The 23,695-nt window shown below is 65.3% G+C and carries 19 protein-coding genes; 11 read left to right on the forward strand and 8 right to left on the reverse strand.

Features of this window, described 5'->3' with window-relative positions; all coding sequences use genetic code 11:
• Positions 1-42: 42 nt before the first annotated feature.
• The 6 genes from S58_RS05920 (at position 43) to S58_RS05945 (ending at position 7,801) form a co-directional block, all read left to right on the forward strand.
• Positions 43-1,836: a peptide ABC transporter substrate-binding protein gene (locus S58_RS05920; protein ID WP_015664343.1), complete on the forward strand. Its 1,794-nt coding sequence runs from the start codon at positions 43-45 to the stop codon at positions 1,834-1,836.
• Between the two features lie 266 nt (positions 1,837-2,102).
• On the forward strand, positions 2,103-3,896 hold the full coding sequence (locus S58_RS05925; RefSeq protein WP_015664344.1) for a peptide ABC transporter substrate-binding protein: 1,794 nt from the start codon (positions 2,103-2,105) through the stop codon (positions 3,894-3,896).
• Between the two features lie 42 nt (positions 3,897-3,938).
• Positions 3,939-4,898, forward strand: coding sequence for an ABC transporter permease (locus S58_RS05930; RefSeq protein WP_015664345.1), 960 nt, complete (start codon positions 3,939-3,941; stop codon positions 4,896-4,898).
• Entirely contained in the window at positions 4,864-5,805 is a 942-nt protein-coding gene (locus tag S58_RS05935; protein ID WP_042340581.1) for an ABC transporter permease, read from the forward strand. The genes S58_RS05930 and S58_RS05935 overlap by 35 nt, the downstream gene beginning before the upstream one ends.
• A complete protein-coding gene (locus S58_RS05940) occupies positions 5,805-6,803 on the forward strand; it encodes an ABC transporter ATP-binding protein (RefSeq protein ID WP_015664347.1) in 999 nt (332 codons plus the stop codon). The genes S58_RS05935 and S58_RS05940 overlap by 1 nt, the downstream gene beginning before the upstream one ends.
• Positions 6,803-7,801, forward strand: a complete 999-nt coding sequence (locus S58_RS05945; protein WP_015664348.1) for an ABC transporter ATP-binding protein — start codon at positions 6,803-6,805, stop codon at positions 7,799-7,801. Before S58_RS05940 ends, S58_RS05945 begins: the two co-directional genes overlap by 1 nt.
• A 15-nt stretch (positions 7,802-7,816) precedes the next feature.
• On the opposite strand, the gene S58_RS05950 is transcribed toward S58_RS05945, so the two are convergent.
• Together S58_RS05950 and S58_RS05955 are read right to left on the reverse strand one after the other, a co-directional pair.
• Complete coding sequence (locus S58_RS05950; protein WP_015664349.1) at positions 7,817-9,802, reverse strand: cache domain-containing protein; 1,986 nt, start codon at positions 9,800-9,802, stop codon at positions 7,817-7,819.
• 211 nt (positions 9,803-10,013) lie between these two features.
• Positions 10,014-11,876, reverse strand: coding sequence for a feruloyl-CoA synthase (locus tag S58_RS05955; RefSeq protein ID WP_042338839.1), 1,863 nt, complete (start codon positions 11,874-11,876; stop codon positions 10,014-10,016).
• Between the two features lie 299 nt (positions 11,877-12,175).
• On the opposite strand from S58_RS05955, the gene S58_RS05960 reads away from it, so the two are divergent.
• Positions 12,176-12,655, forward strand: coding sequence for a MarR family winged helix-turn-helix transcriptional regulator (locus S58_RS05960; RefSeq protein WP_015664352.1), 480 nt, complete (start codon positions 12,176-12,178; stop codon positions 12,653-12,655).
• 207 nt (positions 12,656-12,862) lie between these two features.
• On the opposite strand, the gene S58_RS05965 is transcribed toward S58_RS05960, so the two are convergent.
• A complete protein-coding gene (locus S58_RS05965) occupies positions 12,863-15,742 on the reverse strand; it encodes an EAL domain-containing protein (RefSeq protein ID WP_015664353.1) in 2,880 nt (959 codons plus the stop codon).
• A 169-nt stretch (positions 15,743-15,911) separates the two neighbouring features.
• Positions 15,912-16,910, reverse strand: coding sequence for an NAD(P)H-quinone oxidoreductase (locus tag S58_RS05970; RefSeq protein ID WP_015664354.1), 999 nt, complete (start codon positions 16,908-16,910; stop codon positions 15,912-15,914).
• 82 nt (positions 16,911-16,992) lie between these two features.
• Between S58_RS05970 and S58_RS05975 the strand changes: the two genes are divergently transcribed.
• Together S58_RS05975 and rcdA are read left to right on the forward strand one after the other, a co-directional pair.
• The gene (locus S58_RS05975) at positions 16,993-17,184 is read left to right on the forward strand and encodes a DUF1192 domain-containing protein (protein ID WP_015664355.1); all 192 of its coding nucleotides are present in this window, start codon (positions 16,993-16,995) and stop codon (positions 17,182-17,184) included.
• Between the two features lie 373 nt (positions 17,185-17,557).
• Positions 17,558-18,070, forward strand: a complete 513-nt coding sequence (gene rcdA, locus S58_RS05980; RefSeq protein ID WP_015664356.1) for a protease adaptor protein RcdA — start codon at positions 17,558-17,560, stop codon at positions 18,068-18,070.
• A gap of 174 nt (positions 18,071-18,244) precedes the next feature.
• On the opposite strand, the gene rpmE is transcribed toward rcdA, so the two are convergent.
• Positions 18,245-18,472, reverse strand: a complete 228-nt coding sequence (gene rpmE / locus S58_RS05985; RefSeq protein ID WP_015664357.1) for a 50S ribosomal protein L31 — start codon at positions 18,470-18,472, stop codon at positions 18,245-18,247.
• 233 nt (positions 18,473-18,705) lie between these two features.
• Between rpmE and S58_RS05990 the strand changes: the two genes are divergently transcribed.
• Together S58_RS05990 and S58_RS05995 are read left to right on the forward strand one after the other, a co-directional pair.
• Positions 18,706-20,565: an ABC transporter ATP-binding protein/permease gene (locus S58_RS05990; RefSeq protein ID WP_015664358.1), complete on the forward strand. Its 1,860-nt coding sequence runs from the start codon at positions 18,706-18,708 to the stop codon at positions 20,563-20,565.
• A 143-nt stretch (positions 20,566-20,708) separates the two neighbouring features.
• A complete protein-coding gene (locus S58_RS05995; RefSeq protein ID WP_006614616.1) occupies positions 20,709-20,909 on the forward strand; it encodes a hypothetical protein in 201 nt (66 codons plus the stop codon).
• Positions 20,910-21,112: 203 nt separating this feature from the next.
• Here S58_RS05995 and S58_RS06000 read toward each other — a convergent pair whose 3' ends face one another.
• From S58_RS06000 to S58_RS06010, 3 genes are read right to left on the reverse strand one after another with little or no spacing between them, the layout of a single operon-like run.
• Entirely contained in the window at positions 21,113-21,562 is a 450-nt protein-coding gene (locus S58_RS06000; protein WP_015664359.1) for a GNAT family N-acetyltransferase, read from the reverse strand.
• A complete protein-coding gene (locus tag S58_RS06005; protein ID WP_015664360.1) occupies positions 21,559-22,587 on the reverse strand; it encodes a peptidoglycan -binding protein in 1,029 nt (342 codons plus the stop codon). The genes S58_RS06000 and S58_RS06005 overlap by 4 nt, the downstream gene beginning before the upstream one ends.
• Before the next feature lie 43 nt (positions 22,588-22,630).
• A complete protein-coding gene (locus tag S58_RS06010; protein WP_042338845.1) occupies positions 22,631-23,620 on the reverse strand; it encodes a MotA/TolQ/ExbB proton channel family protein in 990 nt (329 codons plus the stop codon).
• Positions 23,621-23,695: the final 75 nt, after the last annotated feature.

Genomic DNA, 23,695 nt, shown 5'->3' on the forward strand with positions numbered 1-23,695 from the left:
CTCGGCGCCCGCCGACATTGCTGACGATTTGGAGACACTGGAATGAATGAACAGGACCTGCGCCGCGACATCGCGGCCGTCAAGGACGGGTGGCTGTCGCGCCGCGATTTCGTGCAGCGGATGCTCGCCGTCGGGCTGACCGCCCCGCTGGCGGGCATGATGCTGGCGCATTCCGGCGTCGCCATGGCCGCGCAGGCGTTTCCCTACAAGCCGACCAAGGCGGGCGGCGGCGGACCGCTGAGGCTGCTGTTCTGGCAGGCGCCGACGCTGCTCAATCCGCATTTCGCGATCGGCCTCAAGGATCAGGAGGCGGCCCGCGCCTTCTACGAGCCGTTGGCGGGATGGGATGCCGACGGCAATCTCGTGCCGGTGCTCGCAACCGAGATTCCGAGCGTGGCCAACGGCAGCCTCGCCGCCGACGGCACCTCGGTCGTCTGGAAGCTCAAGCAGGGCGTGAAGTGGCACGACGGTCAGCCGTTCACGGCCGACGACGTCATCTTCAACTGGCAATATGCCACCAATCCCGAGACGTCAGCGGTCACCATCGGCGACTACAAGGACATCAAGTCCATCGAGAAGATCGACGACCACACCGTCCGCCTCGTGTTCGGCCGGCCGACGCCGCTGTGGTTCACGCCGTTCGTCGGCGGGCGCGGCGCGATCATTCCAAAGCATCTGTTCGCCGACTACATCGGCGCCAAGTCGCGCGAGGCGCCGAACAATCTGACGCCGGTCGGCACCGGCGCCTATCTGTTCGTCGATTTCAAGCCGGGCGACACGCTGACGGCAAAGCTCAATCCCGACTATCACGTGCCGAACCGGCCGCATTTCGACACGCTGGAAATCAAGGGCGGCGGCGACGCGGTGTCGGCGGCGCGCGCGGTGCTGCAGACCGGCGAATTCGACTACGCCTGGAATCTGCAGGTCGAGGACGAGATCCTGGTCAAGCTGGAAACCGGCGGCACCGGCGTCGCCGAGATCGTGCCGACCGGCAATCTCGAATTCATCCTGCTCAACGCCACTGACCCCAATGTCGAGGTCGACGGCGAGCGTGCGAGCCTGAAGACCAAGCATCCGCTGTTCTCTGATCCGGCGGTGCGCGAGGCGATCAATCTGCTGATCGACCGCGCCTCGATCCAGAAGTTCATCTACGGCCGTGGCGGCATCGCCACCGCGAATGCCGTCAACAATCCCGAGCGCTATCGCTCGAAGAACACGAGCTTCGAGTTCAACATCGAGAAGGCCAACCAGATCCTGGAGGATGCCGGCTGGAAGAAGGGCGCGAGCGGCGTGCGCGAGAAGGACGGCAAGCCGCTCAGGATCGTGTTCCAGACCTCGACCAACGGCCCACGGCAGAAGAACCAGGCGATCATCAAGCAGGCCTGCCAGAAGGCGGGCATCGAGATGGAGCTGAAGTCAGTCGTGGGCTCGGTGTTCTTCTCCAGCGACGTCGCCAATCCCGACACCTACACGCACTTCTATTGCGACATGGAGATGCTCATGATCTCGATGGCATCGCCCGAGCCGCAAGCCTTCATGACCCAGTACGTGTCATGGGAAGCGGCCAGCAAGGCCAACAAATGGCAGGGCCGCAACATCTCGCGCTGGCAGAGCAAGGCGTATGACGATCTCTACAACGAACTGACGCGCGAACTCGATCCCGTGAAGCGCGCCGCGCTGTACATCAAGCTCAACGACACCGTCTGCGCTGGCCGCTACGTGCTGCCCGAGCTGAACAGGCCGCGCGTCTCCGGTATCCGCAAGGGACTTCAGACGCATTCGTCGGGCTGGGACAATGATCTGTGGCAGCTGCCCAGCTGGTATCGCGAGAGCTGAGGCGCAATCTCCGCGATTGTCTTTCTGTGAGGCATCCTGATAGCGAAGCCACGGCGGTCGCGCCGTGGTTCCATTTTTCGGGATGCCCTGCAGCAATTCGTCCTGCAGATGCGAAGTGCGACAATCAATCCCTTTCATAGTACGAAATTGGCCCGGATTCTGCTTTGACAGTCGCTTCGAAGGCTGATCCAATTTTGTGCAGCTCCCGCGGATGCATGGCGTGGCGCTATTATTTTGGCATTCAGCATCACCGTGGAGTCGATTGAATGAACGAGCGTGACCTCCGTAACCAGATCGCTGATGTCAAAGCCGGGCGCCTGTCACGGCGCGAATTTGTGCAGCGGATGATTGCCGTGGGGCTGACCGCGCCGATGGCCGGCACGATGCTCGCCCATTCCGGCGTCGCCTTTGCAGCCGACGCGATGGACTACAAGCCGACCAAGGCCGGCGGCGGCGGTCCGCTCAAGCTGCTGTTCTGGCAGGCGCCGACCTTGCTGAACCCGCATTTCGCCAACGGCACCAAGGACCAGGAGGCATGCCGGCTGTTCTACGAGCCGCTCGCCGGCTGGGATGCCGATGGCAACCTGGTGCCGATTCTCGCCGCCGAGATTCCCAGCAAGGAAAACGGCAGCCTGGCTGCCGACGGTCTGTCCGTGACCTGGAAGCTCAAGCAGGGCGTGAAATGGCATGACGGCAAGCCGTTCACGGCCGACGACGTCATCTTCAACTGGGAATACTCGGTCAATCCCGATACCGCCGCGGTCTCGGTCGGCAGCTATCGCGGCATCAAGTCGGCGGAGAAGATCGACGACCATACGGTGAAGCTGACGTTCAAGCAGCCGACGCCGTTCTGGGCCGATCCGTTCGTCGCTGCCTATGGTCTCGTCATTCCGAAGCATCTGTTCGCCGACTATATCGGCGGCAAGTCGCGCGAGGCGCCGGCCAATCTGAAGCCGGTCGGCACCGGCCCCTACACCTACGTCGACTTCAAGCCCGGCGATTCCATCGCCGCAAAGCGCAACCCCGACTATCACCAGGCGAACCGGCCGTATTTCGACACGGTCGAGGTCAAGGGCGGTGGTGACGCGGTGTCGGCGGCACGCGCGGTGCTGCAGACCGGCGAATACGATTACGCGTATAATCTGCAGGTCGAGGACGAGATCCTGACCAAGCTGGAAGCCGGCGGGCAGGGCAAGGCGCAGCTCACGGTCACCGGTCACATCGAGTACATCGCCCTCAACGTCACCGACCCCTGGACCGAGGTCGACGGCGAGCGCGCCAGCGTCAAGACCAAGCATCCGTTCTTCACCGATCCGGCCGTGCGCAAGGCCATCAATCTCCTGATCGACCGTGCCTCGGTGCAGAAGTTCATCTATGGCCGCGCCGGCGTGGCGACCGCGAACTTCCTCAACAACCCGGAGCGCTTCCGCTCGCCGAACAACAAGTTCGAGTTCTCGATCGAGAAGGCCAACCAGATCCTGGAGGAGGCCGGCTGGAAGAAGAATTCGTCCGGCGTTCGCGAGAAGGACGGCAAGCCGATCAAGCTGGTGTTCCAGACCTCGATCAATGCGCCGCGCCAGAAGAACCAGGCGATCATCAAGCAGGCGTTCCAGAAGGCCGGCATCGAGGTCGAGCTGAAGTCGGTGGTGGCGTCGGTGTTCTTCTCCTCGGACCCCGCCAACCCCGACACCTATCCGCACTTCTATTGCGACATGGAGATGTACCAGACCACCATGCCGCAGGCCGATCCGCAGTTCTTCATGAACCAGTTCACGTCGTGGGAGATCGCCTCCAAGGACAACAAGTGGCAGGGCCGCAACATATCGCGCTGGCAGAACAAGGAATATGACGAGACCTACAAGCAGGCCTCGAGCGAGCTCGATCCGGTCAAGCGCGCAGGCTTGTTCGTCAAGCTCAACGACCTCGTCGTTCAGGACAACTACATCCTGCCCGAGATCAATCGCCGCAACTGCATCGGCCTGAAGAACGGGATGGTCGCAAACAAGAGCGGCTGGGACAACGACCTCTGGCAGATCGCCAACTGGTATCGCGAGACCTGATCGCAACCAGCATGACCAGCCAGACATCGTAGAGGTGGAGCGATGGGAAACTACCTTCTCAGGCGCCTCATCGTCGCCGTGCCGAGCCTGCTCGGCATCAGCCTCATTTTGTTCGTGCTGCTGGCGCTCGCGCCGGGCGATCCGTTCGGCGAGCTCGCGAGCAACCCGAACATTCCCCCGGAAGTCCGCGAGATGCTGCGCATCAAGTTCGGGATGGATGACCCGATCATGGTGCGCTACTTCCGCTGGCTGGTCGCCATGCTGCATGGCGATTGGGGCTTCTCCTTTGCCAGCCGCGTCAATGTCGACACCCTGATCCTGCAGCGGATTCCGGCCACGCTCTACGTGGTCGGCACCGCGCAGCTTCTGGCGCTGATCGTGGCGATCCCGGTCGGCGTGCTGGCGGCGCGGCGGCCCTATTCGATCTTCGACCAGATCGCCAACACCTTCGCCTTCATCGGCTTCTCGCTGCCGACCTTCTTCACCGGCCTGCTGTTGATCCTGATCTTCAGCGTCAATCTCGGTTGGCTGCCGTTCGTCTATCGCGCCGACATCCAGGCCGTGGGATGGATGTGGTGGTGGGAGAACTTCAAGCAGGCCGTGATGCCGGTCACCGTGCTCGGCCTCTATCAGGCCGCCTCCTATACGCGCTATGTGCGCTCGGCCGTGCTCGACGTCATCAAGCTCGATTACGTCACGACCGCACGCTCCAAGGGGCTCGACGAGAGCAAGGTCATCGTCAAGCACGTGGTGCGCAACGCGCTGATCCCGGTGGTCACGCTGGTGGCGCTGCAGATGCCGACCGTGTTCGGCGGCGCCATCGTCACCGAGCAGATCTTCCGCATCCCCGGTATCGGCTCGCTCCTCATCAGCGCGATCCTTGCGAACGATACGCCCGTCATCATGGCAGTGACCTTCGTGTTCGCCTGCCTCGTCGTCCTCTTCAACCTGATCGCCGATATCCTGTATGGCTGGCTTGACCCACGCATCTCCTTCCGTTGAAGCGGCGGTCGCGCCGGCTTCACCAAAACGCCGCTTCTCGCCCGGACGAGATGCGGTCAGGCGCTTCCTGCGCCATCGCCTTGCTGCCGTCAGCGTCGTCGTGCTGGCGCTGCTGGCGCTGTCGATCGTCGTCGGACCGTGGATCTGGCGGGTGCCGATCAACGAGATCGACTTCACCGCGCGGCTCGCGCCGCCGTCGTGGGATCATCCGTTCGGCACCGACGATCTCGGCCAGGACTTGATGGCACGGATGATCTATGGCGGCCGGATCTCGCTTGCGGTCGGCTTTGCGGCGATGGCCGTCGGCCTGTTCGTCGGCGTCGTCATCGGTGCCATCGCCGGCGCCTCCAAGGGACCGGTCGACGCCGCGCTGATGTGGCTGACGGATCTGTTCCTGTCGCTGCCGCAACTGCCGCTGCTGCTGCTCGTGATCTACCTGTTCCGCGACCTCCTCAAGGGGCTCGTCGGCCCCGAGGGCGGCACCTTCATCCTGATCGTGCTTGTGATCGGCGGCTTCCGCTGGATGCCGGTGGCGCGCCTGGTGCGTGCGCAGTTCCTGTCGCTGCGTGAGAAGGAGTTCGTCGAGGCCGCGCGCGCGCTCGGCGCCTCCAACTTCCGCCTCGTCGTCCGCCACATCCTGCCGAACGCGCTGGGACCGGTGATCGTCGCCGGCACCATCGACGTCGCCGCCGCCATCATCGCGGAATCGACGCTGTCGTTCCTCGGCCTCGGCTTTCCGCCTGACATTCCGACCTGGGGCCGGCTGCTGTTCGACGCCAAGGATTATCTCGACATCGCGCCGCATTGGGCGCTGTTCGCCGGCGGGGCGATCTTCCTCACCGTCATCGCGATCAACTTCATCGGCGATGGCCTGCGCGATGCGCTCGATCCGCGGAAGGTGATGTGATGGACGCGCGCGTGACCCCGCTGCTCGAGATCAAGGGGCTGAAGACCTATTTCAACAGCGACGACGGCCAGGTCCAGGCGGTCGACGGTGTCGACATCTCGATCGGCAGCGGCGAGACCTTGTGTGTGGTCGGCGAGTCCGGCTCCGGCAAGACCGTCACCGCGATGTCGGTGCTGAAGCTGATCGCGATGCCGCCCGGCCGCATCGCCGGCGGCCAGATCCTGTGGCAGGGCCGCGACCTCGTGCCGCTCGGCTCGTCCGAGATGAACAAGATCCGCGCCAGCGAGATCGCGATCGTGTTCCAGGAACCGATGACCTCGCTCAATCCGGTCTACACCGTCGGCGACCAGATCGCCGAGGTGATCCAGCTGCACCAGGGTTTGTCCAAGAAGGCGGCGATGGATCGGGCGGCAGAGATGCTGGCGCTGGTGCAGCTTCCCAACCCGAAAGCCCGCATTCATGACTATCCGCATCATTTCTCCGGCGGCCAGCGCCAGCGGGTCATGATCGCGATGGCGCTGTCGTGCAATCCCAAGCTCCTGATCGCCGACGAGCCGACCACCGCGCTCGACGTCACGATCCAGGCGCAGATCCTCGATCTGCTGCTCGACATGAAGGAGCGGCTCGGCATGTCGATCATGCTGATCACGCACGCCATGGGCGTCGTGGCCGAGGTCGCGCAGCGCGTCGTCGTGATGTATGCGGGCAGGGTGGCCGAGGAGGCGCCGGTCGATCGCCTGTTCGCCAATCCGCGCCACCCCTACACCCAGGGGCTGATCCGCTCGATCCCGCGCATCGATCTCGCGGCCGTCAAGAAGAGCCGGCTGGAAAGCATCCCGGGCAGCGTTCCCAAGCTGATCAATCCGCCCGAGGGCTGTCGCTTCGCCTCGCGCTGCCGCTTCGCCATTCCCGATTGCCGGCGGGCCCAGCCGGTGCTGCGCGAGATCGAGCCGGGCCACAAGGTGGCGTGCATCCGCGCCGAAGAGACGTTGCTGTGATGACCGAAGCTGCCATTGCTCCCGCCGCTGCGCCCGCACCCTTGCTCAGCGTGGGCAACCTGACCAAGGCGTTTCCGATCCGGGGCGGACTGATGAAGCGCCAGATCGGCAGCGTGCGCGCCGTCGACGGCGTCAACTTCGACATCGAGCCGAGCGAGACCTTCGGCCTCGTCGGCGAGTCCGGCTGCGGCAAGTCGACCACCGGCCGCTGCGTGCTCAGGTTGATCGAGCCGAGCTCGGGCGAGCTGCGCTTCGAGGGCAAGGACGTCATTGCCCTGTCCGGCGAGGGCTTGCGCGCGCTCCGCCGCGACATCCAGATCATCTTCCAGGACCCTTACGCCTCGCTCAATCCGCGCATGACGATCGGCGCCATCATCGGCGAAGCGCTGACGATCCACGGCCTCGCGGCCTCGCGCCAGCAATACGAGGCGCGCATCGTCCATCTGCTCGAAACAGTCGGCCTGCAGGCCGATCACATGACGCGCTATCCGCACGAATTCTCCGGCGGCCAGCGCCAGCGCATCGGCATTGCCCGGGCAATCGCGGTCGAGCCCAAGCTGATCATCTGCGACGAGCCGGTGTCGGCGCTCGACGTCTCGATCCAGGCCCAGGTCATCAATCTGCTCGAAGACCTGCAGCAGAAGTTCGGCATCGCCTATCTGTTCGTGGCCCACGATCTCTCGGTGGTCGAGCACATCAGCCGCCGCGTCGCGGTGATGTATCTCGGCCGCATCGTCGAGACGGCGTCGTCACGCCAGCTGTATTCGTCGCCCAAGCATCCCTACACCGAGGCGCTGCTGTCGGCGGTGCCGATCCCCGATCCGAGCGTCAAGCGCAAGCGCGTCCGCCTCAAGGGCGAGGTGCCGAGCCCGATCAATCCGCCAACCGGCTGTCACTTCCACACCCGCTGCCCGATCGCGAAGGACGTCTGCAGCAAGGAGGTGCCGCCGCTGAAGGCAAGCGCCGAGGGACATCTCGTCGCCTGTCATTTCCGGTGAGGTGAGGTCGCGCGCTCAAGCCGCCTGTCGGTCCGAGACCAGGGCCGTCAAGCGTGCCGCTTGCTCGGGGTTGAGCGCGAACTGAACCAGGGCGGTGCGGTCGCCGACGCGGGTCACGGTGCCCGGCAGATCCGAAATCATGCCGGTGATCGCGAGCGTCACCGATGTGTTGACCGAGAGCTGGACCGGGATCGCCTCGAGCAGGGCGCCGCCGAGCGAGAGGTTGCGCACGCTGATGGCGACCGGTTCGCCGTTCACCTGCAGGGTACCCGGACGATTGATGTTGAGCCGGGTCGCGAGCCGGCGGTCGACATCGGCGGTCGAGGTTCGGATCACCCGGACCAGCTCGGTCCGTAGCTTCTGGACCTTCTCGGCCACGGTCGTCGAGCCGTCGCGGATGTCGGTCGAGCGCCGGCCGGCCTCGCTCGCCTCACGCGACACGGAAGAGATCTGGCTTGCCACCTCCCGCGCAGCCGCGGACGTCTCTTCCACGGTGCGCGAAATCTCGATGGTCACGCTGTTCTGGGCCTGGATCGCGTCGGCGATTCCCGACGACACTGCTTCGACGTTGCGGATGACTTCGCCGATGGCGCCGATCGAGGTCACCGATGCGCGCGTGGAATCCTGAATCTCCGCGATCTGCTGTGCGATCTCGCTGGTGGCCTTTGCGGTCTGCTCGGCGAGCGACTTGACCTCCGAGGCGACGACGGCAAAGCCGCGGCCGGCGTCGCCGGCGCGCGCCGCCTCGATGGTCGCGTTCAGCGCGAGCAGGTTGGTCTGGCCGGCGATCTCGCTGATCAGGCTGGTCACGGCACCGACCTTGTCGGCGGCTTCTGACAGTTTGGCGATCGTCGACTGGGCCTCGGACGAGGCGGCCACGGCCTTGCGCGTCAGCTCACGCGACGAGCTGACCTGGCTGGAAATCTGAGAGATCGACGCGGCGAGCTGGGAGGACGCCTTGGCGACGGTCTGGGTCGTGGCCAGCGCCTGCTCGGCGGCCGCGGCAACGCTGCTCGAATTCCGCTCCAAGGTCAGCGCGCTCTCGGTCATCGATTTCGCGTTGTCGGCCATCTGGCCGGTGCCCTGCGCGACCTCGCCGACCGCCATGCTGGCGGCCTGCTCCACGGCCTCGGCCATCTCCTTCAGCGCCTTGCTCTTGATGCGCTCGGCGACCTGGCGCTGCTCGTCTTCGAGCATCGCGGTCTGCCGTGCCTTTTCTTCGATCTTCTGCCTGAACTGCTCGATGGAGCGGGCCATGTCGCCGAGCTCGTCGCTGCGGGTCAGGCCCGGCAGCTCGATCTCGAAATTGCCGTTGCTGAGCTGGGTCAGCGCGCCGCTCATCGACGCCAGCGCCGACGACATTCGACGCGCGATCAGCAGCGTGATGGCGCCGAGCACGAGGATCACCAGCGTGGCGGCGATGAACACCGCACGCTTGCTCTCCCACATCTGCGCCTCGAGATCGTCGACATAGACACCGGTGCCGATGATCCAGCCCCAGGGCTCGAAGCCGGCGACATAGGACATCTTCGGCTGCGGCGCGTCCTTGCCGGGCTTGGGCCACATGTAGTCGACCACGCCCGCGCCCTGGCGCTTGACGACATCGACCATCTCCACGAACAGGCGCTTGCCGTTCGGATCCTTGTTGTCGGCGAGATTCTGGCCATTCAGTTCCGGCTTGACCGGATGCATGACCATCGTCGGGCCCATGTCGTTGATCCAGAAGTAGTCGCCGCTGCCGTAGCGCAGCTTCCCGATCCGCTCAGCCGCCTTCTTCTGTGCGGCTTCGGGCGCCACCTTGTCGCGCGCGATCGTGTCGTATTCCTCGCGTGCGATGCTCAGCGCGGTCTGGGCCAGATGGCTGAGCTCGCTCTGCCGTTGTTCCTTCAGGGCAGTCCCGAGATTCTGGCTCTGCGTCGCCGCGAGCCCGACGAGTCCGCAGAACGACAGCCCGATGATCGCGTAGATGCGAAAGGCGAGAGAGAAACGTGGCTTAGCCATGGGGAACCCGGCGCAAGGAGCTGAAGTTGCGAGCAACTCTAAATATTTGCAGTTGATGCTGGGTTAAGTTTCCCTCGGTAGTATATTGCCGTGCAGTTGAGTAGTCGCACGTAGTTGTACGGATGTCGTTGTGAAGCGAGTTGGCGCGTTTCGGCTGGTCGGCGGCGACGCCGGCTGTGTTCTGAACAAGCCAGAGTTCGCTGCGTTGCGTTCAGTCGCCTGCGCCGGGCCTGATCAGGTCGGGTGCTGCATCGTCCTGCAGCCTTGCGACCAGGTCGGCACGCCGGGTCAGCACCGCGCGCTGATTGATGTAGCCCTTGTCGGTGATCTCGCCGGCATCGAGCACGGGCGGCTCTGCCATCAAGAGCGCGCGGGTCGCATAGCGCGACGAGCCGACCGCTTCGGTGCGCAGTTTTGCCAGTCCCTGCGCGATCGCAGCGCGGACCGATGGATGCGCCAACACCTCGCCGATGGTGGCCGTCTCGGTCAGGCCCGCGATGCCGCGGCAGGCGACGATGTTGGGCACGATGAGAAAGTGCACCTCGTCGGTGCCATGGCCTGCGATCACGATGTCCTGCGCCAGCGGCGCCAGCGCCGCGATGCCGGCGACGCGCAGCGCGCCGACATTGACCCATGTGCCGGAGCTGAGCTTGAAATCCTCGGTGATGCGGCCGTCGAAGAACAGGCCGCGCTCCGGACGATCCGGATCGGCGAACGTCACGGCATCGCCGATCCTGTAGAAGCCTTCCTCGTCGAACGCGGCGGCGGTGAGCTCCGGCGCCTTCCAATAGCCGGGCATGACGTTGGGTCCGCGCACGCGAACCTCGAGCTTCTCGCCGGTCGGCACCAGCTTGAGCTCGGCGCCGGGAATCGGCACGCCGATATTGCCGGCGCGCTCGGCGAAGAAATGGCAGTCGGTCGCGAGCGGCGAGGTCTCGGTCGCGCCCCACGCCGAGACCAGCGGCGCCGGCCGGCCGATCGTGGCCATGCTCATCTCGTTGAGCGCATCCCACAGGTTCTGCGGCAGCGCCGCGGCTGCATAGAGGATGCATTTCACGCCGGTGAAGAACTTCTGCCGCAGATCGTCGTCCGCCCTGAGTGCTGCGACCAGCATGTCGAAGCCGCGCGGCACGTTGAAATAGATCGTCGGCACCTGGCTGCGCAGGTTCGCGAGCGAGGTCTCGAACAGGCCGGGTGCAGGCTTGCCGCCGTCGATATAGATCGCACCGCCTTGGGCGAGCACCAGGTTGAAATTGTGGTTGGCGCCGAAGGTGTGGCTCCACGGCAGCCAGTCGACGATCACAGGACCGCCTTCGACCTCGCGCAAAAACGTCCATAGCTGCGCCTTGGCCTGCTGGCTGGTCGTCATCATCCGCTGCGTGTTGATGACCGCCTTGGGCTGCCCGGTCGAGCCCGAGGTGAACAGCAGTTTTGCAATCGTGTCGGGCGTCACTGCGGCGAAGGCACGGTCGACTTCGGAGCCTGGCTTGGTCGTGATCAAGGTCTGCAACGGGACCGTGCTCGTTCCGTCGCCGTCGCCGGCGATGATCGTCGCGCGGTGCAGGCCGTCGATCGCCGCGAGCGCGCGGGCGAAGGCGCCGTGCTGGGCGACGAAGATGGCGCCGGGATCGAGCAGCCGGATCATCGCGCGCAGCTTCTCGTGATCGGCCGACATCAGCGAGTAGGCCGGCGAGATCGCGCAGACGGGGATGCCGACATGCTGCGCGGCGAGCGCCAGCACCGCATGCGCGATGCTGTTGTCGGACAGGATCGCGAGCGGACGGTCGGGACCAAGCCCTTGCGCCAGCATCCAGGCCGCGGTGGCGCGGACCTGCGTCAATGTTTCGCCGTAGGTCAGGCGAGCCCAGCCGTCACCGCGGCGCTCGGACAGGAAGATGCGGTCCGGAGCGTTGCGCGCCCAGTGCTCCAGCCATTCGCCGCTACAGCGCGCGGCAGGCAGCAGCTTCATGCGCGATCGCAGGATGATGGCGCCATCGTCGCGCCTGATGGCCTCGATCGATGGCGCTGCGAACATTGAAGTTTCGGACGACGGGCGGCGTTCAGCGTTCGCCATGGGAGGCCTCGGCGGAGCGGGAGACGACGTCGACAGAAGCCGTGTGTGTAGATCCGCGACGAGAGACCACGGCGCGCCGAGAGGCGCGATCCGCTGCATTGCACCGCCGCATGACTGTCGCAATGCAGTCAGCAGCAGCCATCCAGGACGACATGGCTCCCTCCCACCTTGTATTCGTTGCCGATCAGACTAACAGAATAGTTGTACTTTGCAATTATTGTGGACGTGACCAATTGCGGCGGCTTGTCCTCGCGATGGCGTCGGTCTAGGCAGGGACTTCTCATGCCAGCGAGCCCCTGATGTCCAAGAGCGCGAGCGCCGGAGCGCAGCGAGATGCCGCCAAGCAGGAATCGGAGATCGGCCTCGGTGAGCTCGAGAACCATCTCGGCTATTTCCTCCGCCGCCTGCAGCACTGGGTCTTCCGTGACGCCAACGCGGCGCTTGCGGCCGTCGATCTCGACGTCATCCTCTATTCGATCCTGGAGACGATCGCGGCCAATCCGGGTACGACGCAGATTGCCGTCGCCGGGGCGCTGGGCATCGAGCGCGCGCGCATGGTCGCCCTGCTCGACGGGCTTCAAGACGCAGGGCTGATCGTGCGCGCACGCTCCGAGCAGGACCGCCGCGCGCATGCGCTCGGCCTGACGCCGCGCGGCCGCATCATCCTGAAGAAGGCCAATGCGCTGGTGGCTGCCCACGAGAAGCGGGTGGCGCGCCGGCTCGGCGTCGACAATTATCGCCGCGCCCTGGCGGCGCTGTCGCAGTTCGAGACCGGCTAGACTCGTCGTTGGCGGCACTGACGCGAGCCTCCTGCCGCACCAGTGCGCATCGGGAATACGCATCCAGCACGCGAAACGCGATACTGCGATAAATCTACCTCAAGCCGTAGAAATTAAAAGATACATCCTTGGGGTGTTAGGCGGCCGAAGCGTGCCGGGATGTCCGAGGCGGCTCGTGGCCGGGCGTCCGGACGCAGAGGCCTTGCCTCAGCTCGCCGCTTCCAGCCGCTCTTCCGTCAAGAGCCGCATCGCTGCGTCTGCGTCCATGGGCTCGCCGAAGGCGTAGCCCTGCGCGTATTCGCAGCCGAGCTGATAGAGCTCGACGGCATCCGAATCCGACTCCGCGCCTTCCGCCACCACGTCCATGCCGAGATCGTGCGCCAGCGCGATGATCGATTTGAGGATCACCGGCCGGGTGCCGCGCGCGGTGGTGCGCACGAACGACTGGTCGATCTTCAAGGTGTCGAACGGGAACCGCTGCAGGTAGGCGAGCGAGGAATGGCCGGTGCCGAAATCGTCGATCGACAGGCCGACGCCGAGCTCGCGGATGCGCGTCAGCATCTGCGCGGCGTGCTCGGGGTTCTCCATGACCAGCGATTCCGTCAGCTCGATCTTGAGCGAGCCGCGCGCCACCGAGGAGCGCGCCAGCACCGAGCGGATGTCGTGGATCAGGTCGTGACGCAGCAGCTGCCGCGAGGAGACGTTGACGCTGGCGAAGATCGGCTCGCGCAGCCGCGTCGCGCGCTGCCACACCGAGAGTTGCCGCGCGGTCTGGTCGAGCACGAAGGTGCCGAGATCGACGATCAGGCCGATCTCCTCGGCGATGGTGATGAACTCGATCGGCGACATCCGCCCGAGCTTCGGATGGTCCCAGCGCGCCAGCGCCTCGAAGCCGGCGATCGAGCGATCCTCCAGCCGCACGATCGGCTGGTACAGGATCGTGATCTCCTGGCGCTCGATCGAGCGGCGCAGCTCGCTCTCCAATGTCAGGCGGTCGTTCTTGCGCGCGCGCATCGCCGGCTTGTAGACGTCGATGCGGTCGCCGCCGATGCGCTTGGAATGATACATCGCAAGCTCGGCATCCTTGATGATGTCTTCCGACAGCTGCGTCTGCGGGTCGGATAGAGCGAGTCCGATCGACGCCGTCAGGAAGATCTCGCGCTCGTTGAAGGCGATCGGCGCGCGGATGGTCTTGCGGATGGTCTCGGCGAAGGCGGTGATGCGGGCGGGGTCCTGCTCGGACAAGAGGATCAGGCCGAACTGGTCGCCGGCCAGCCGCGCCAGCGTGTCCTGGGGTTTCAGGATGCGCGACAGCCGCCGCGCCAGGGTCAGCAGGATGGAATCGCCGACCGCGATGCCGACGGAGTCATTGACCTGCTTGAAGCGGTCGAGATCGATCACCATCAGGGTCGGCCGCATCGCCGGCATCGACTTGGCGAAGTTGGCGACGGCGGCGAGACGGTCGATGAACAGCTTGCGGTTGGGCAGGCCGGTCAGGTTGTCATGTACGGAATCGTGGAGCAGGCGCTCCTCGGCATTCTTGAACTCGGTCACGTCGGTGAGCGTGCCGACCACGCGCGAAACCTCGCCGTCGGAGCCGACCACGGGGCGGGCCTTCAGCGCGAACCACATGAAATGACCGTCGGGCGTGCGCAGCCGGAAATCCTGCACCAGGCGGCCGCGACGCTGGTCGAGCACGCTGTCGAGCGCGGCGCGGAAGCGGTCCTGGTCGAGCGGGTGCAGCACCTCGAGCCATTTCGCGGCGGGTCCTTCGAGCGTACCGCGCTTCAGGCCGAGCAGGCTCTCGGTCTCGGGGCTGGTGAACACCTTGTCGGCGGAGACGTCCCAGTCCCAGATCAGGTCGCCGGAGCCGGCCAACGCCAGCGCGCGGCGCTCGACGTCGGAGACGATGCCGGTGGTGGCGCCGCCGCCAGCGAAGGCGTGCTGCATCACCGTGAAGCCGATCAGCATCACGATCAGCACCAAGCCGCCGAGCAGAGCGGGGCCGACGATGTCGTTGGTCACTTGGCCCGCCACCGTCATGCCGGCCGCGCCCACCCATACGGTGAGCAGGAACCAGGTCGGGATCAGCAGCACCGCACGGTCGAAGCCGTGGCTCGAGAGATAGACGATCAGCGTGAAGCCGGCGACCGCGATCAGCAGCAGCGACATGCGGGCGATGCCGGAGGCGACCGCGGGATCGAACAGCGCCACCGCGACCAGCGACCCCAGGAAGAACAGCCAGCCCAGCGTGATGTGCGAATAGCGCACATGCCAGCGCGACAGATTGAGATAGGCGAACAGGAACACCAGCAGGGTCGCCGCCAGGATCGCCTCGCCCGAGGCGCGCCAGACCCGCTCGGCATTGTTCGACATGTCCAGGACCTTGCCCCAGAAGCCGAAATCGACGCCGATATAGACCAGCACCGCCCAGGCCAGCGCGGCGGCGGCCGGAAACATGATGCTGCCCTTGACCACGAACAGGATGGTGAGGACGAGAGCAAGAAGACCGGAGATGCCGATCACGATGCCCTGGTACAGCGTGAACGAGTTGACCTTGTCCTTGTAGGCCTCAGGCTCCCACAGATAGAGCTGCGGCAGCTTGTCGGTGCGCAATTCGGCGACGAAGGTGACGACCGAGCCGGGATCGAGCGTGACGCGAAACACGTCGGCGGTCGGGCTTTCCTGCCGCTCGGGCAGGTCGCCGATCGAGGGCGTGATGGTGGCGATGCGCGACAGGCCGAGATCGGGCCACAGCACGCCGGAGCCGACCACGCGGTAATGCGGCGCGACGATAAGGCGGTCGAGCTGGTCGTCGGTGTTGTTGGCCAGCGCGAACACGATCCAGTGCTGGCCGCCCTCGCGGGCCCGCACCTCGATGCGGCGAACGATGCCGTCGGTGCCGGGCGCGGTGGAGACCTGGATGCGGTCGTTGTCGCTGCGCTGATGATCGAGGATGCCGGTCAGGTCGATGGCAGGCGCGTCGCTGCGAACGCTGACGGCGTCAACGGCCTGAGCGGGGGCAGCGGCACCACACATCACGAGGCCCAGCGCCGCCAACGACGCAAGGCACCTGATCAGACGCAATGTCAAATCTCCGCGTTCGACGCCAAACCCAAGCGAAACAGATCAAACTTAAAGCCGCGTTCGCAAAAGGAATTGGAGCCGTTCCAGGCACGGTTCAGATGTGCGCGATCATTGGCACGAAAGCGAGGAGAATCAAAGAGTTTCCAAACACACTCTGTTTAGATAGAGCCTAGATCTCCAACACAATTTTGCCAATATGTTGGCTGGTCTCCATGCGTGCATGCGCCTTCGCTGCATCGTTCAGTGGAAACGTCGAGTCCATCAATGGCTTGATGCGGCCCTCGCGCAGCAACGGCATCACCTTGGCCTCGATCGCCGCCACCATCGCCGCCTTGTCGGCGTTGCTGCGCGGGCGCAGGGTCGAGCCGGTGTGGGTCAGGCGCTTCACCATCAGCTTGACGAAATTGACCGTGGCCTTGGGGTTGCCCAGGAAGGCGATCTGCACGATTCGGCCATCGGTGGCCGCAGCGTCGTAATTGCGCTCGATATACTCGCCGCCGACCATGTCGAGGATGACGTTGGCGCCCTTGCCGCCGGTCGCCTCCTTGACCACGGCGACGAAGTCTTCCGCCTTGTAGTTGATGGCGCGGTCCGCCCCGAGCTTCACACAGGCGTCCGCCTTGTCCTGCGAGCCGACGGTGACCAGCACCTTGGCGCCGAATGCCTTGGCGAGCTGGATCGCCATGGTGCCGATTCCCGAGGATCCGCCATGGACCAGCAGCGTCTCGCCCTCCTTCAGCCCGCCGCGCTCGAACACATTGTGCCAGACCGTCATCAGGGTTTCGGGCAGGGCGCCGGCCTCCAGAATGGAGAGCGCGGATGGCACCGTCATCGCCTGCGCGTCCTGTGCAATGCAATATTGGGCATAGCCGCCGCCGGCGACCAGCGACATCACGGTATCTCCGAGCTTGTGCCGGACGGCGCCCTCGCCGAGCGCCACGACTTCGCCGGCGACCTCGAGCCCCGGGAGATCGCTGGCGCCGGGCGGCGGCGGATAGCTGCCGGAGCGCTGGGCAACGTCCGGACGGTTAACGCCGGCGGCTTTCACCTTGATCAGGATCTCGCCGGGACCGGGCTTCGGAACGGGCCGTGTCTCGGGCTGCAGCACCTCGGGTCCGCCCGGCTTGCTGATGGCGACCACGGTCATTTGCGCGGGCAGCTGTTCCATGAGATGTCCTTCGGCAGAAATTGGCGTGCTGCGGTGTGCTTAAGCCAGTCGGGGCTCGAGTGGCAACCGGGAGGAGGGCGAGATGGCCAGAGAGGATGACGATCGGCCGCAAAAAGCCGTTTCGCACGAGGTCGGACAGGATCTCTCGATGCTGTCGGTCGAGGAACTGACCGGTCGAATTGGCCTCCTGCGCGCCGAAATCGAGCGGATCGAGCAGGCGGTGGCAAAGAAGCGCGCCTCGCGCGACGCCGCCGCCAGCATCTTCAAGTCCTGAGACGTCAGACCGTAGAAACACGGTCGGCCAGTGGCCGACATGGCTAACGAAGTTTGAAAAATTTCCGCCATTTACGGTTGATTAAGCTTTCGCGTTTACAACCGGACTGTCCTCGTTTGGACACCGAGTGGCTCCTGTCCACTCTGTTTGACGCCTCCCTGTTATCAACTTTAAAGCCGCCGGAAACGGCGGCTCTTTTTTTGCGTTGACCTTTGCGCGCGGCGCGAGCGGTATCAACGGCGCTCGCCCCACATCGTGGAAACCATAAAAGGCGTTGCTGCTGGACTCTGAAATGCCGTCGCGCAATGATTTGTTCATCATACCGGCGCAGTTGCCGGATTGCGTAAACAGTCGCGTATAAGAGGCGTTAACCATGTCGGACCGTTTGCTGGGCGATGGCGCTCTTGTTCAGTTCAATGAGCGGCTCACCAATTCTGCTGCATTCGGCACGCTGTTCCGGGAAGGCATGGATCTGGTCGAAGAGACCGCTGCCTATCTCGACGGCGACGGCCGCAACGAGGCCAAGGCGCTGGACCGTGCCGTCAGCCTGACCTACGCGACGGAGAGCATGCGGCTCACCACGCGGCTGATGCAGCTGGCGTCCTGGCTGCTCCTGCACCGTGCGGTGAAGGAAGGCGAGATGACCCTGGGCCAGGCCAATCGCGAGAAGACCAAGGTCAAGCTCACCGCCGCCGACCCCGGACCGACCGATCTCCTGGAGAAGCTGCCGCAGCAGTTGCAGGACCTGATCTCGCGCTCGATGAACCTGCAGGCACGGGTGCGCCGCCTCGACCAGACCATCCATTCCCCGCCGCCGGACCAGAGCGCGATTGGCAATCCCCTGGTTCCGCATCTCAACCGGCTGAAGGCCGCGTTCGAGCAGTAAGCCCTCATGTCTGGGCGGCTCGGCCTCGGCCGGGCCCGCGCCCCCGACGAAGGGTCCAGGCAAACAAAAGGCCGCAAACAAAAACGCCCCCGTTTCCGGGGGCGTTTTGCTGAGCTGTCCAATTTCTGGGCTGTCCAGGGGCGGGCCGGACGGCCGGCGCCCCGGGCGAAGGCATCAATCCTTCTTGAGAAAGCCCTGGAACTTCTTCTGGAAGCGCGACACGCGGCCGCCGCGATCCATCAGCTGCTGGGTGCCGCCGGTCCAGGCCGGGTGCGACTTGGGGTCGATGTCGAGGTTGAGCTTGTCGCCCTCTTTGCCCCAGGTCGAGCGGGTCTGGTACTCGGTGCCATCGGTCATCACGACGGTAATCGTATGATAATTCGGGTGAATGTCGGCTTTCATGACTGATCCTACGGCGCGATGCGAAGACATGACGCGGCGCGGTCGCGCCTGATCCTGTCGTCACTGAAGGGGGACAATTGGCGCGCTCTATATCCCAAGGTGCCGCCCAAAACAAGCCAAGGTCGCGAAACAAGGCAGGGCGGGCTGGCCACCTTGGTATATTTCCGGATTTGCCAAGCTTGGTGCGGCAGGCCTATCACGACGACAGATTGGATGAATTCTCAGGTGGCCCCATGAGTGCAGTGGAACGGCTTGACGAGCGGCAGAGCGCCGCCCCCTTGGCGCAGGAGGCGGTCGAGGACGCCGTTGCGGCGGTCGAGGCGCTGACCGAGCCGGCCGTCCCGGTCCGCCGCTCCAAGCTGCGCCCGCTGCTCGCGCTGACGCCGTATATCGTCCGCTACCGCGGCCGCGCCGTCCTGGCGCTGATCTCGCTCACGGTCGCCGCCCTGACGACGCTGCTGGTGCCGATCGCGGTCCGGCGCATGATCGATTTCGGCTTCACGCCGAAGGGCATCGAGCTGATCAACAGCTATTTCAGCGTCATGATCGCGGTGGTGGCCGTGCTCGCGCTGGCGAGCGCCGCCCGCTACTACCTCGTCATGACGATCGGCGAGCGCATCGTCGCCGACCTCCGCCGCGACGTATTCGCGCATCTGGTGTCGCTGTCGCCGTCGTTCTTCGATTCCGCGCGCTCGGGCGAGCTGGTGTCGCGGCTCACCGCCGATACCACGCAGATCAAGGCGGCCGCGGGGGCCTCGGTGTCGATCGCGCTGCGCAACCTGCTGCTGTTTTTCGGCGCCACGGCGATGATGGTGTTCACCAGCCCCAAGCTGTCGCTGTTCGTGCTGCTGGCTATCCCGCTGATCGTGCTGCCGCTGGTGGCGTTCGGGCGCTGGGTCCGACGGCTGTCGCGCAATGCCCAGGACACGCTGGCAGACGCCTCCGCCTATGCCTCGGAGCTGGTCGGCGCCATCCGGACCGTGCAGGCCTATACCAGCGAGAAGCTCGCCGCAGCGCGCTTCGGCGGCGAGGTCGAGCAGGCCTACGAGGCGGCGCGGGTGTCGACCAAGGCGCGCGGCGTCCTCACCGCAATCATCATCTTCATCGTGTTCTCGAGCGTGGTCGCGATCCTCTGGGTCGGCTCGCATGACGTACTGACCGGCAACATCAGCGCCGGGCGGCTCGGTCAGTTCGTGCTCTATGCAGCCTTCGCCGCGGCCGGCCTCGGCCAGCTCTCCGAGGTGTGGGGTGAAGTGTCGGCGGCCTCCGGCGCCGCGGAGCGGTTGTTCGAGCTGCTGCACGTGCAGCCGGAAATCCAGGCACCGGCGCAGCCGCGCCCGTTGCCCGAACCGGCGCGCGGCGACATCGCTTTCGACCGCGTCAGCTTCGCCTATCCGACCCGCCCCGACGTTCGCGTCCTCGAGGACGTATCGTTTTCGATCCGCGCCGGCGAGAAGGTCGCGATCGTCGGCCCCTCCGGCGCCGGCAAGAGCACGCTGTTTCATCTGCTGCTGCGCTTCTACGATCCGGCATCGGGCTCGATCGCCGTCGACGGCGTTGCGGTGCGCGCGGCCGATCCCCGCAAGGTCCGCGAGCGCATGGCGCTGGTGCCGCAGGAGTCGGTCGTGTTCGCCGCGAGCGCGCGCGAGAACATCCGCTTCGGCCGGCCCGAGGCCACCGATGCCGAAGTCGAGCGCGCGGCCGACCTCGCCCATGCCAGCGAGTTCATCCGTCGTCTGCCGGAAGGCTTCGACGCGCCGCTCGGCGAGCGCGGCGTGACGCTGTCCGGCGGCCAGCGCCAGCGCATCGCGATCGCGCGCGCCATCCTGCGCGACGCACCGCTGCTGCTGCTCGACGAGGCAACCTCGGCACTCGATGCCGAGAGCGAGACCTTGGTGCAGACCGCGCTCGAAGGGCTGATGCAGGACCGCACCACGCTGGTGATCGCCCATCGCCTGGCGACCGTGCTGTCGTGCGATCGTATCCTGGTCATGGAGCGCGGCCGTATCGTCGAGCAGGGCACGCATTCATCGCTCGTCGCAGCCAATGGGCTGTACGCGCGCTTGGCGCGGCTGCAATTCGAGGGCGTGTAGTTCCTGCAACACCGTGGACGACCGGCAACACCGGCGAATTCTTGTTCCCGACCCTGCAACCTTTCTCGGGCTTTGTACGTTCCCTGCGCGAAACTTAACGGCGCCGCTCATGCTGCGGCGCCTGTCACACAGGATGAACGACCATGCCCTATCGTCGTGGCAGTTTTGCCCTCACGCCCCCTTCATTCGTGATCTTCGCCATCGCGCTGGTGCTCGCTTTGGTCGCGATGCTCGCGCATTACATGCACGCCTCAGTGCCGCTGCTCTCGGCCGCTCACGCCTTCGACGCGCTGGCGATCGCCTTCGTGGTGCTGACCATCGGCGTGCTGTTTCGCGGCGTGTAGTTGCTGATCGTAGCACCCTCGGAGTCGCCCCTGCGAACGCAGGGGCCCATAGCCACAGGCTGATGTGTGGTGCGCAATGCCCGCCACATCCTTCTTCGCAAAGCTTCTGCTGCGGAGTATGGATCCCGGATCGGCCCTCGCTGCGCTCGGTTGTCCGGGACGACAGCAGTGGCTGTGGCCGCTACGGTGGCATGTATCGGCGCCTAAGGCGTCCACGCCATGCGCAGCACCGGGCGGCCGGAGGTCGGATTGACGTCCTCGCCGGCGTCGACGAAGCCGCTGCGCTTGTAGAAGCCGATCGCGCGGGCGTTGTCCTTGTTGACCAGCAGCGTGATGCCGCCAGGGGATCGCTGCTTGGCGGCATCGACTAACTGCGTCGCCAGCAGCGATCCCCAATGCGCGGGCTCGACGACGAGCTGGTCGAGATAGCCCGACGCATCGATGGTGACGAAGCCGGCAAGTATGCCGTCAGCCTCTGCGACGATGACATCGGCGTTCGGCACCAGCTCGCTGCGCCAGCGCTCGCGCCACCATGGCACTCGGGCCGCGAAATCGATCGCCGGATAGGCGAGCTGCCACGTCTCTTGCCACAGCGCGATCGCGGCGTCCTCGTCCTCAGCGCGATAGCGACGCAAGGTGAAGGTCGAAGTCACCGCTCCGTCAGCTTCAATTCGATGCGGCGGTTGCGGCGGAAGGCGTCCTCGGTGTTTGCGGCATCCAGCGGCTGGAATTCGGCAAAGCCTGCGGCGACCAGACGCTGCGCAGGCACGCCGAGCGAGATCAGATACTGCACCACCGAGATGGCGCGTGCCGACGACAATTCCCAGTTCGATTTGAATACCGGGCTGTTGATCGGCCTGACATCGGTGTGGCCGTCGACGCGGAGCACCCAGGAGATCTCGGCGGGAATCTGCTTGTCGAGGTCGACCAGCGCCGTCGCCACCGAGTTCAGCTCCTGCTGGCCTTCGGGCAGCAGGGTGGCCTGTCCGGTGTCGAAGAACACCTCGGACTGGAATACGAAGCGGTCGCCGACGACGCGGATGTCGGGACGGTTGCCGAGAATCGCGCGCAAGCGGCCGAAGAACTCCGAGCGGTAGCGCGTCAGCTCCTGGACGCGCTGCGCGAGCGCGACGTTGAGCCGCGAGCCGAGATCGGCGATGCGGCCCTGCGATTCCTTGTCGCGCTTCTCGGAGGCGTCGAGAGCATCCTCGAGGGCGGCGAGCTGGCGCCGCAGCGCGCTGATCTGCTGGTTGAGCACCTCGATCTGGGCCAGCGCGCGCCCGGTGACCTGCTTCTCCGACTCGAGCGCCCGGTTGAGCTCGTTGGCGCGGCCGGCCGCATTGCTGCCGGCGTTGGCGAGCCCATCATAGAGGCCCTTGACGCGGTCGCGTTCGGTTTCGGCGTTGGACAGGCCGGCGCGCAGTTGCGCGACCGTATCGTCCAGCGAGAGCTTGCCGAGCTTCTCCAGCGACAGCATCTCGTTGAGCTGCGCGATCTTGGCGTTGAGCTGCTCCAGCGCCTTGTCCTTGCCGGTGACCTCCTGCGACAGGAAGAACTGCACCACCAGGAACACGGTCAGCAGGAACACGATCGACAGCACCAGCGTCGACAGCGCATCGACGAAGCCGGGCCAGTAGTTGAGGCCGGAATCTCCCCGGCGGGTACGGGCAAGCGCCATTCAGCGTCTCCTCAGATATCTATCCGCGTGCCGATGGAGCTGCTCAACTCTTCTCCGTCTGCCGCGCGAGCCGCTCCAGGAGCCGTTTGATCTCGCGGTTCTGCTCGCCCTGGCCGTCAGCCCATTCGCGGATCATCTGCTGCTCCGTGCGCATGTGCCCGACCAGCCCCTGGATCGCCTCGGCGAGGTTGGCCATCGCCGCGGTCGCGCCGCGGCCCGAGCCTTCCTCCATGGCCGTCCGCAGCCGCTCGACGGCGATGGAGAGGTCGCCGCCTGCATCGCCGCTGCCGCCAAATTCGCGCACCGTGCCGGCGAGCCAATCCTCCAGATCGGTATAGAACCGGTTCTGCGCCTGGCTCGACTGCAGATCGAGGAAGCCGAGGATCAGCGACCCGGCGAGGCCGAACAGCGAGGACGAGAACGAGATGCCCATGCCGCTGAGCGGCGCCGCAAGCCCGCCCTTCAGGGTATCGAACAGGGCGCCGGCGTCGCCGCCGACCTTGAGCCCGTCGATGACCTTGCCGACCGAGCCGACGGTTTCGATCAAGCCCCAGAAGGTGCCGAGCAGGCCGAGGAAGACCAGCAGGCCGGTCATGTAGCGTGAAATATCGCGGGCCTCGTCCAGCCGGGTGGCGATCGAGTCCAGCAGATGCCGCATGGTCTGTTGCGAGATCGACATCCGTCCGGTGCGCTCGCGGCCGAGGATCGCGGCCATCGGCGCCAGCAGCACCGGGTGGCGGGGCACTGCCAGGCCGGGATCGGCGATGCGGAAATTGTTGACCCATGAGACTTCCGGATACAGCCGGACGACCTGGCGGAACGACAGGATCACGCCGATCAGCAGCACCGCCCCGATCAGCGCGTTGAGGCCGGGGTTGGCGAAGAACGCCATGATGATCTGCTTGTAGAGCACGACGCCGACCAGCGCGCACAGCACCAGGAAGACCAGCATCCGCACCAGGAAAATCCTGGGCGAGGACAATTTGGTCATTTCGGCGTCCATCGCGGAGCGAGAAGGGGAGCCTTGAGGCATTGTCGATGACATCCGTTGCGGGGACCGGGCCCGAAAATCCACTATGGCACAGCAGCGGCGGGAGAAAAGCCGCGA

Source organism: Bradyrhizobium oligotrophicum S58, from assembly GCF_000344805.1.
Taxonomy (GTDB): Bacteria; Pseudomonadota; Alphaproteobacteria; order Rhizobiales; family Xanthobacteraceae; genus Bradyrhizobium; species Bradyrhizobium oligotrophicum.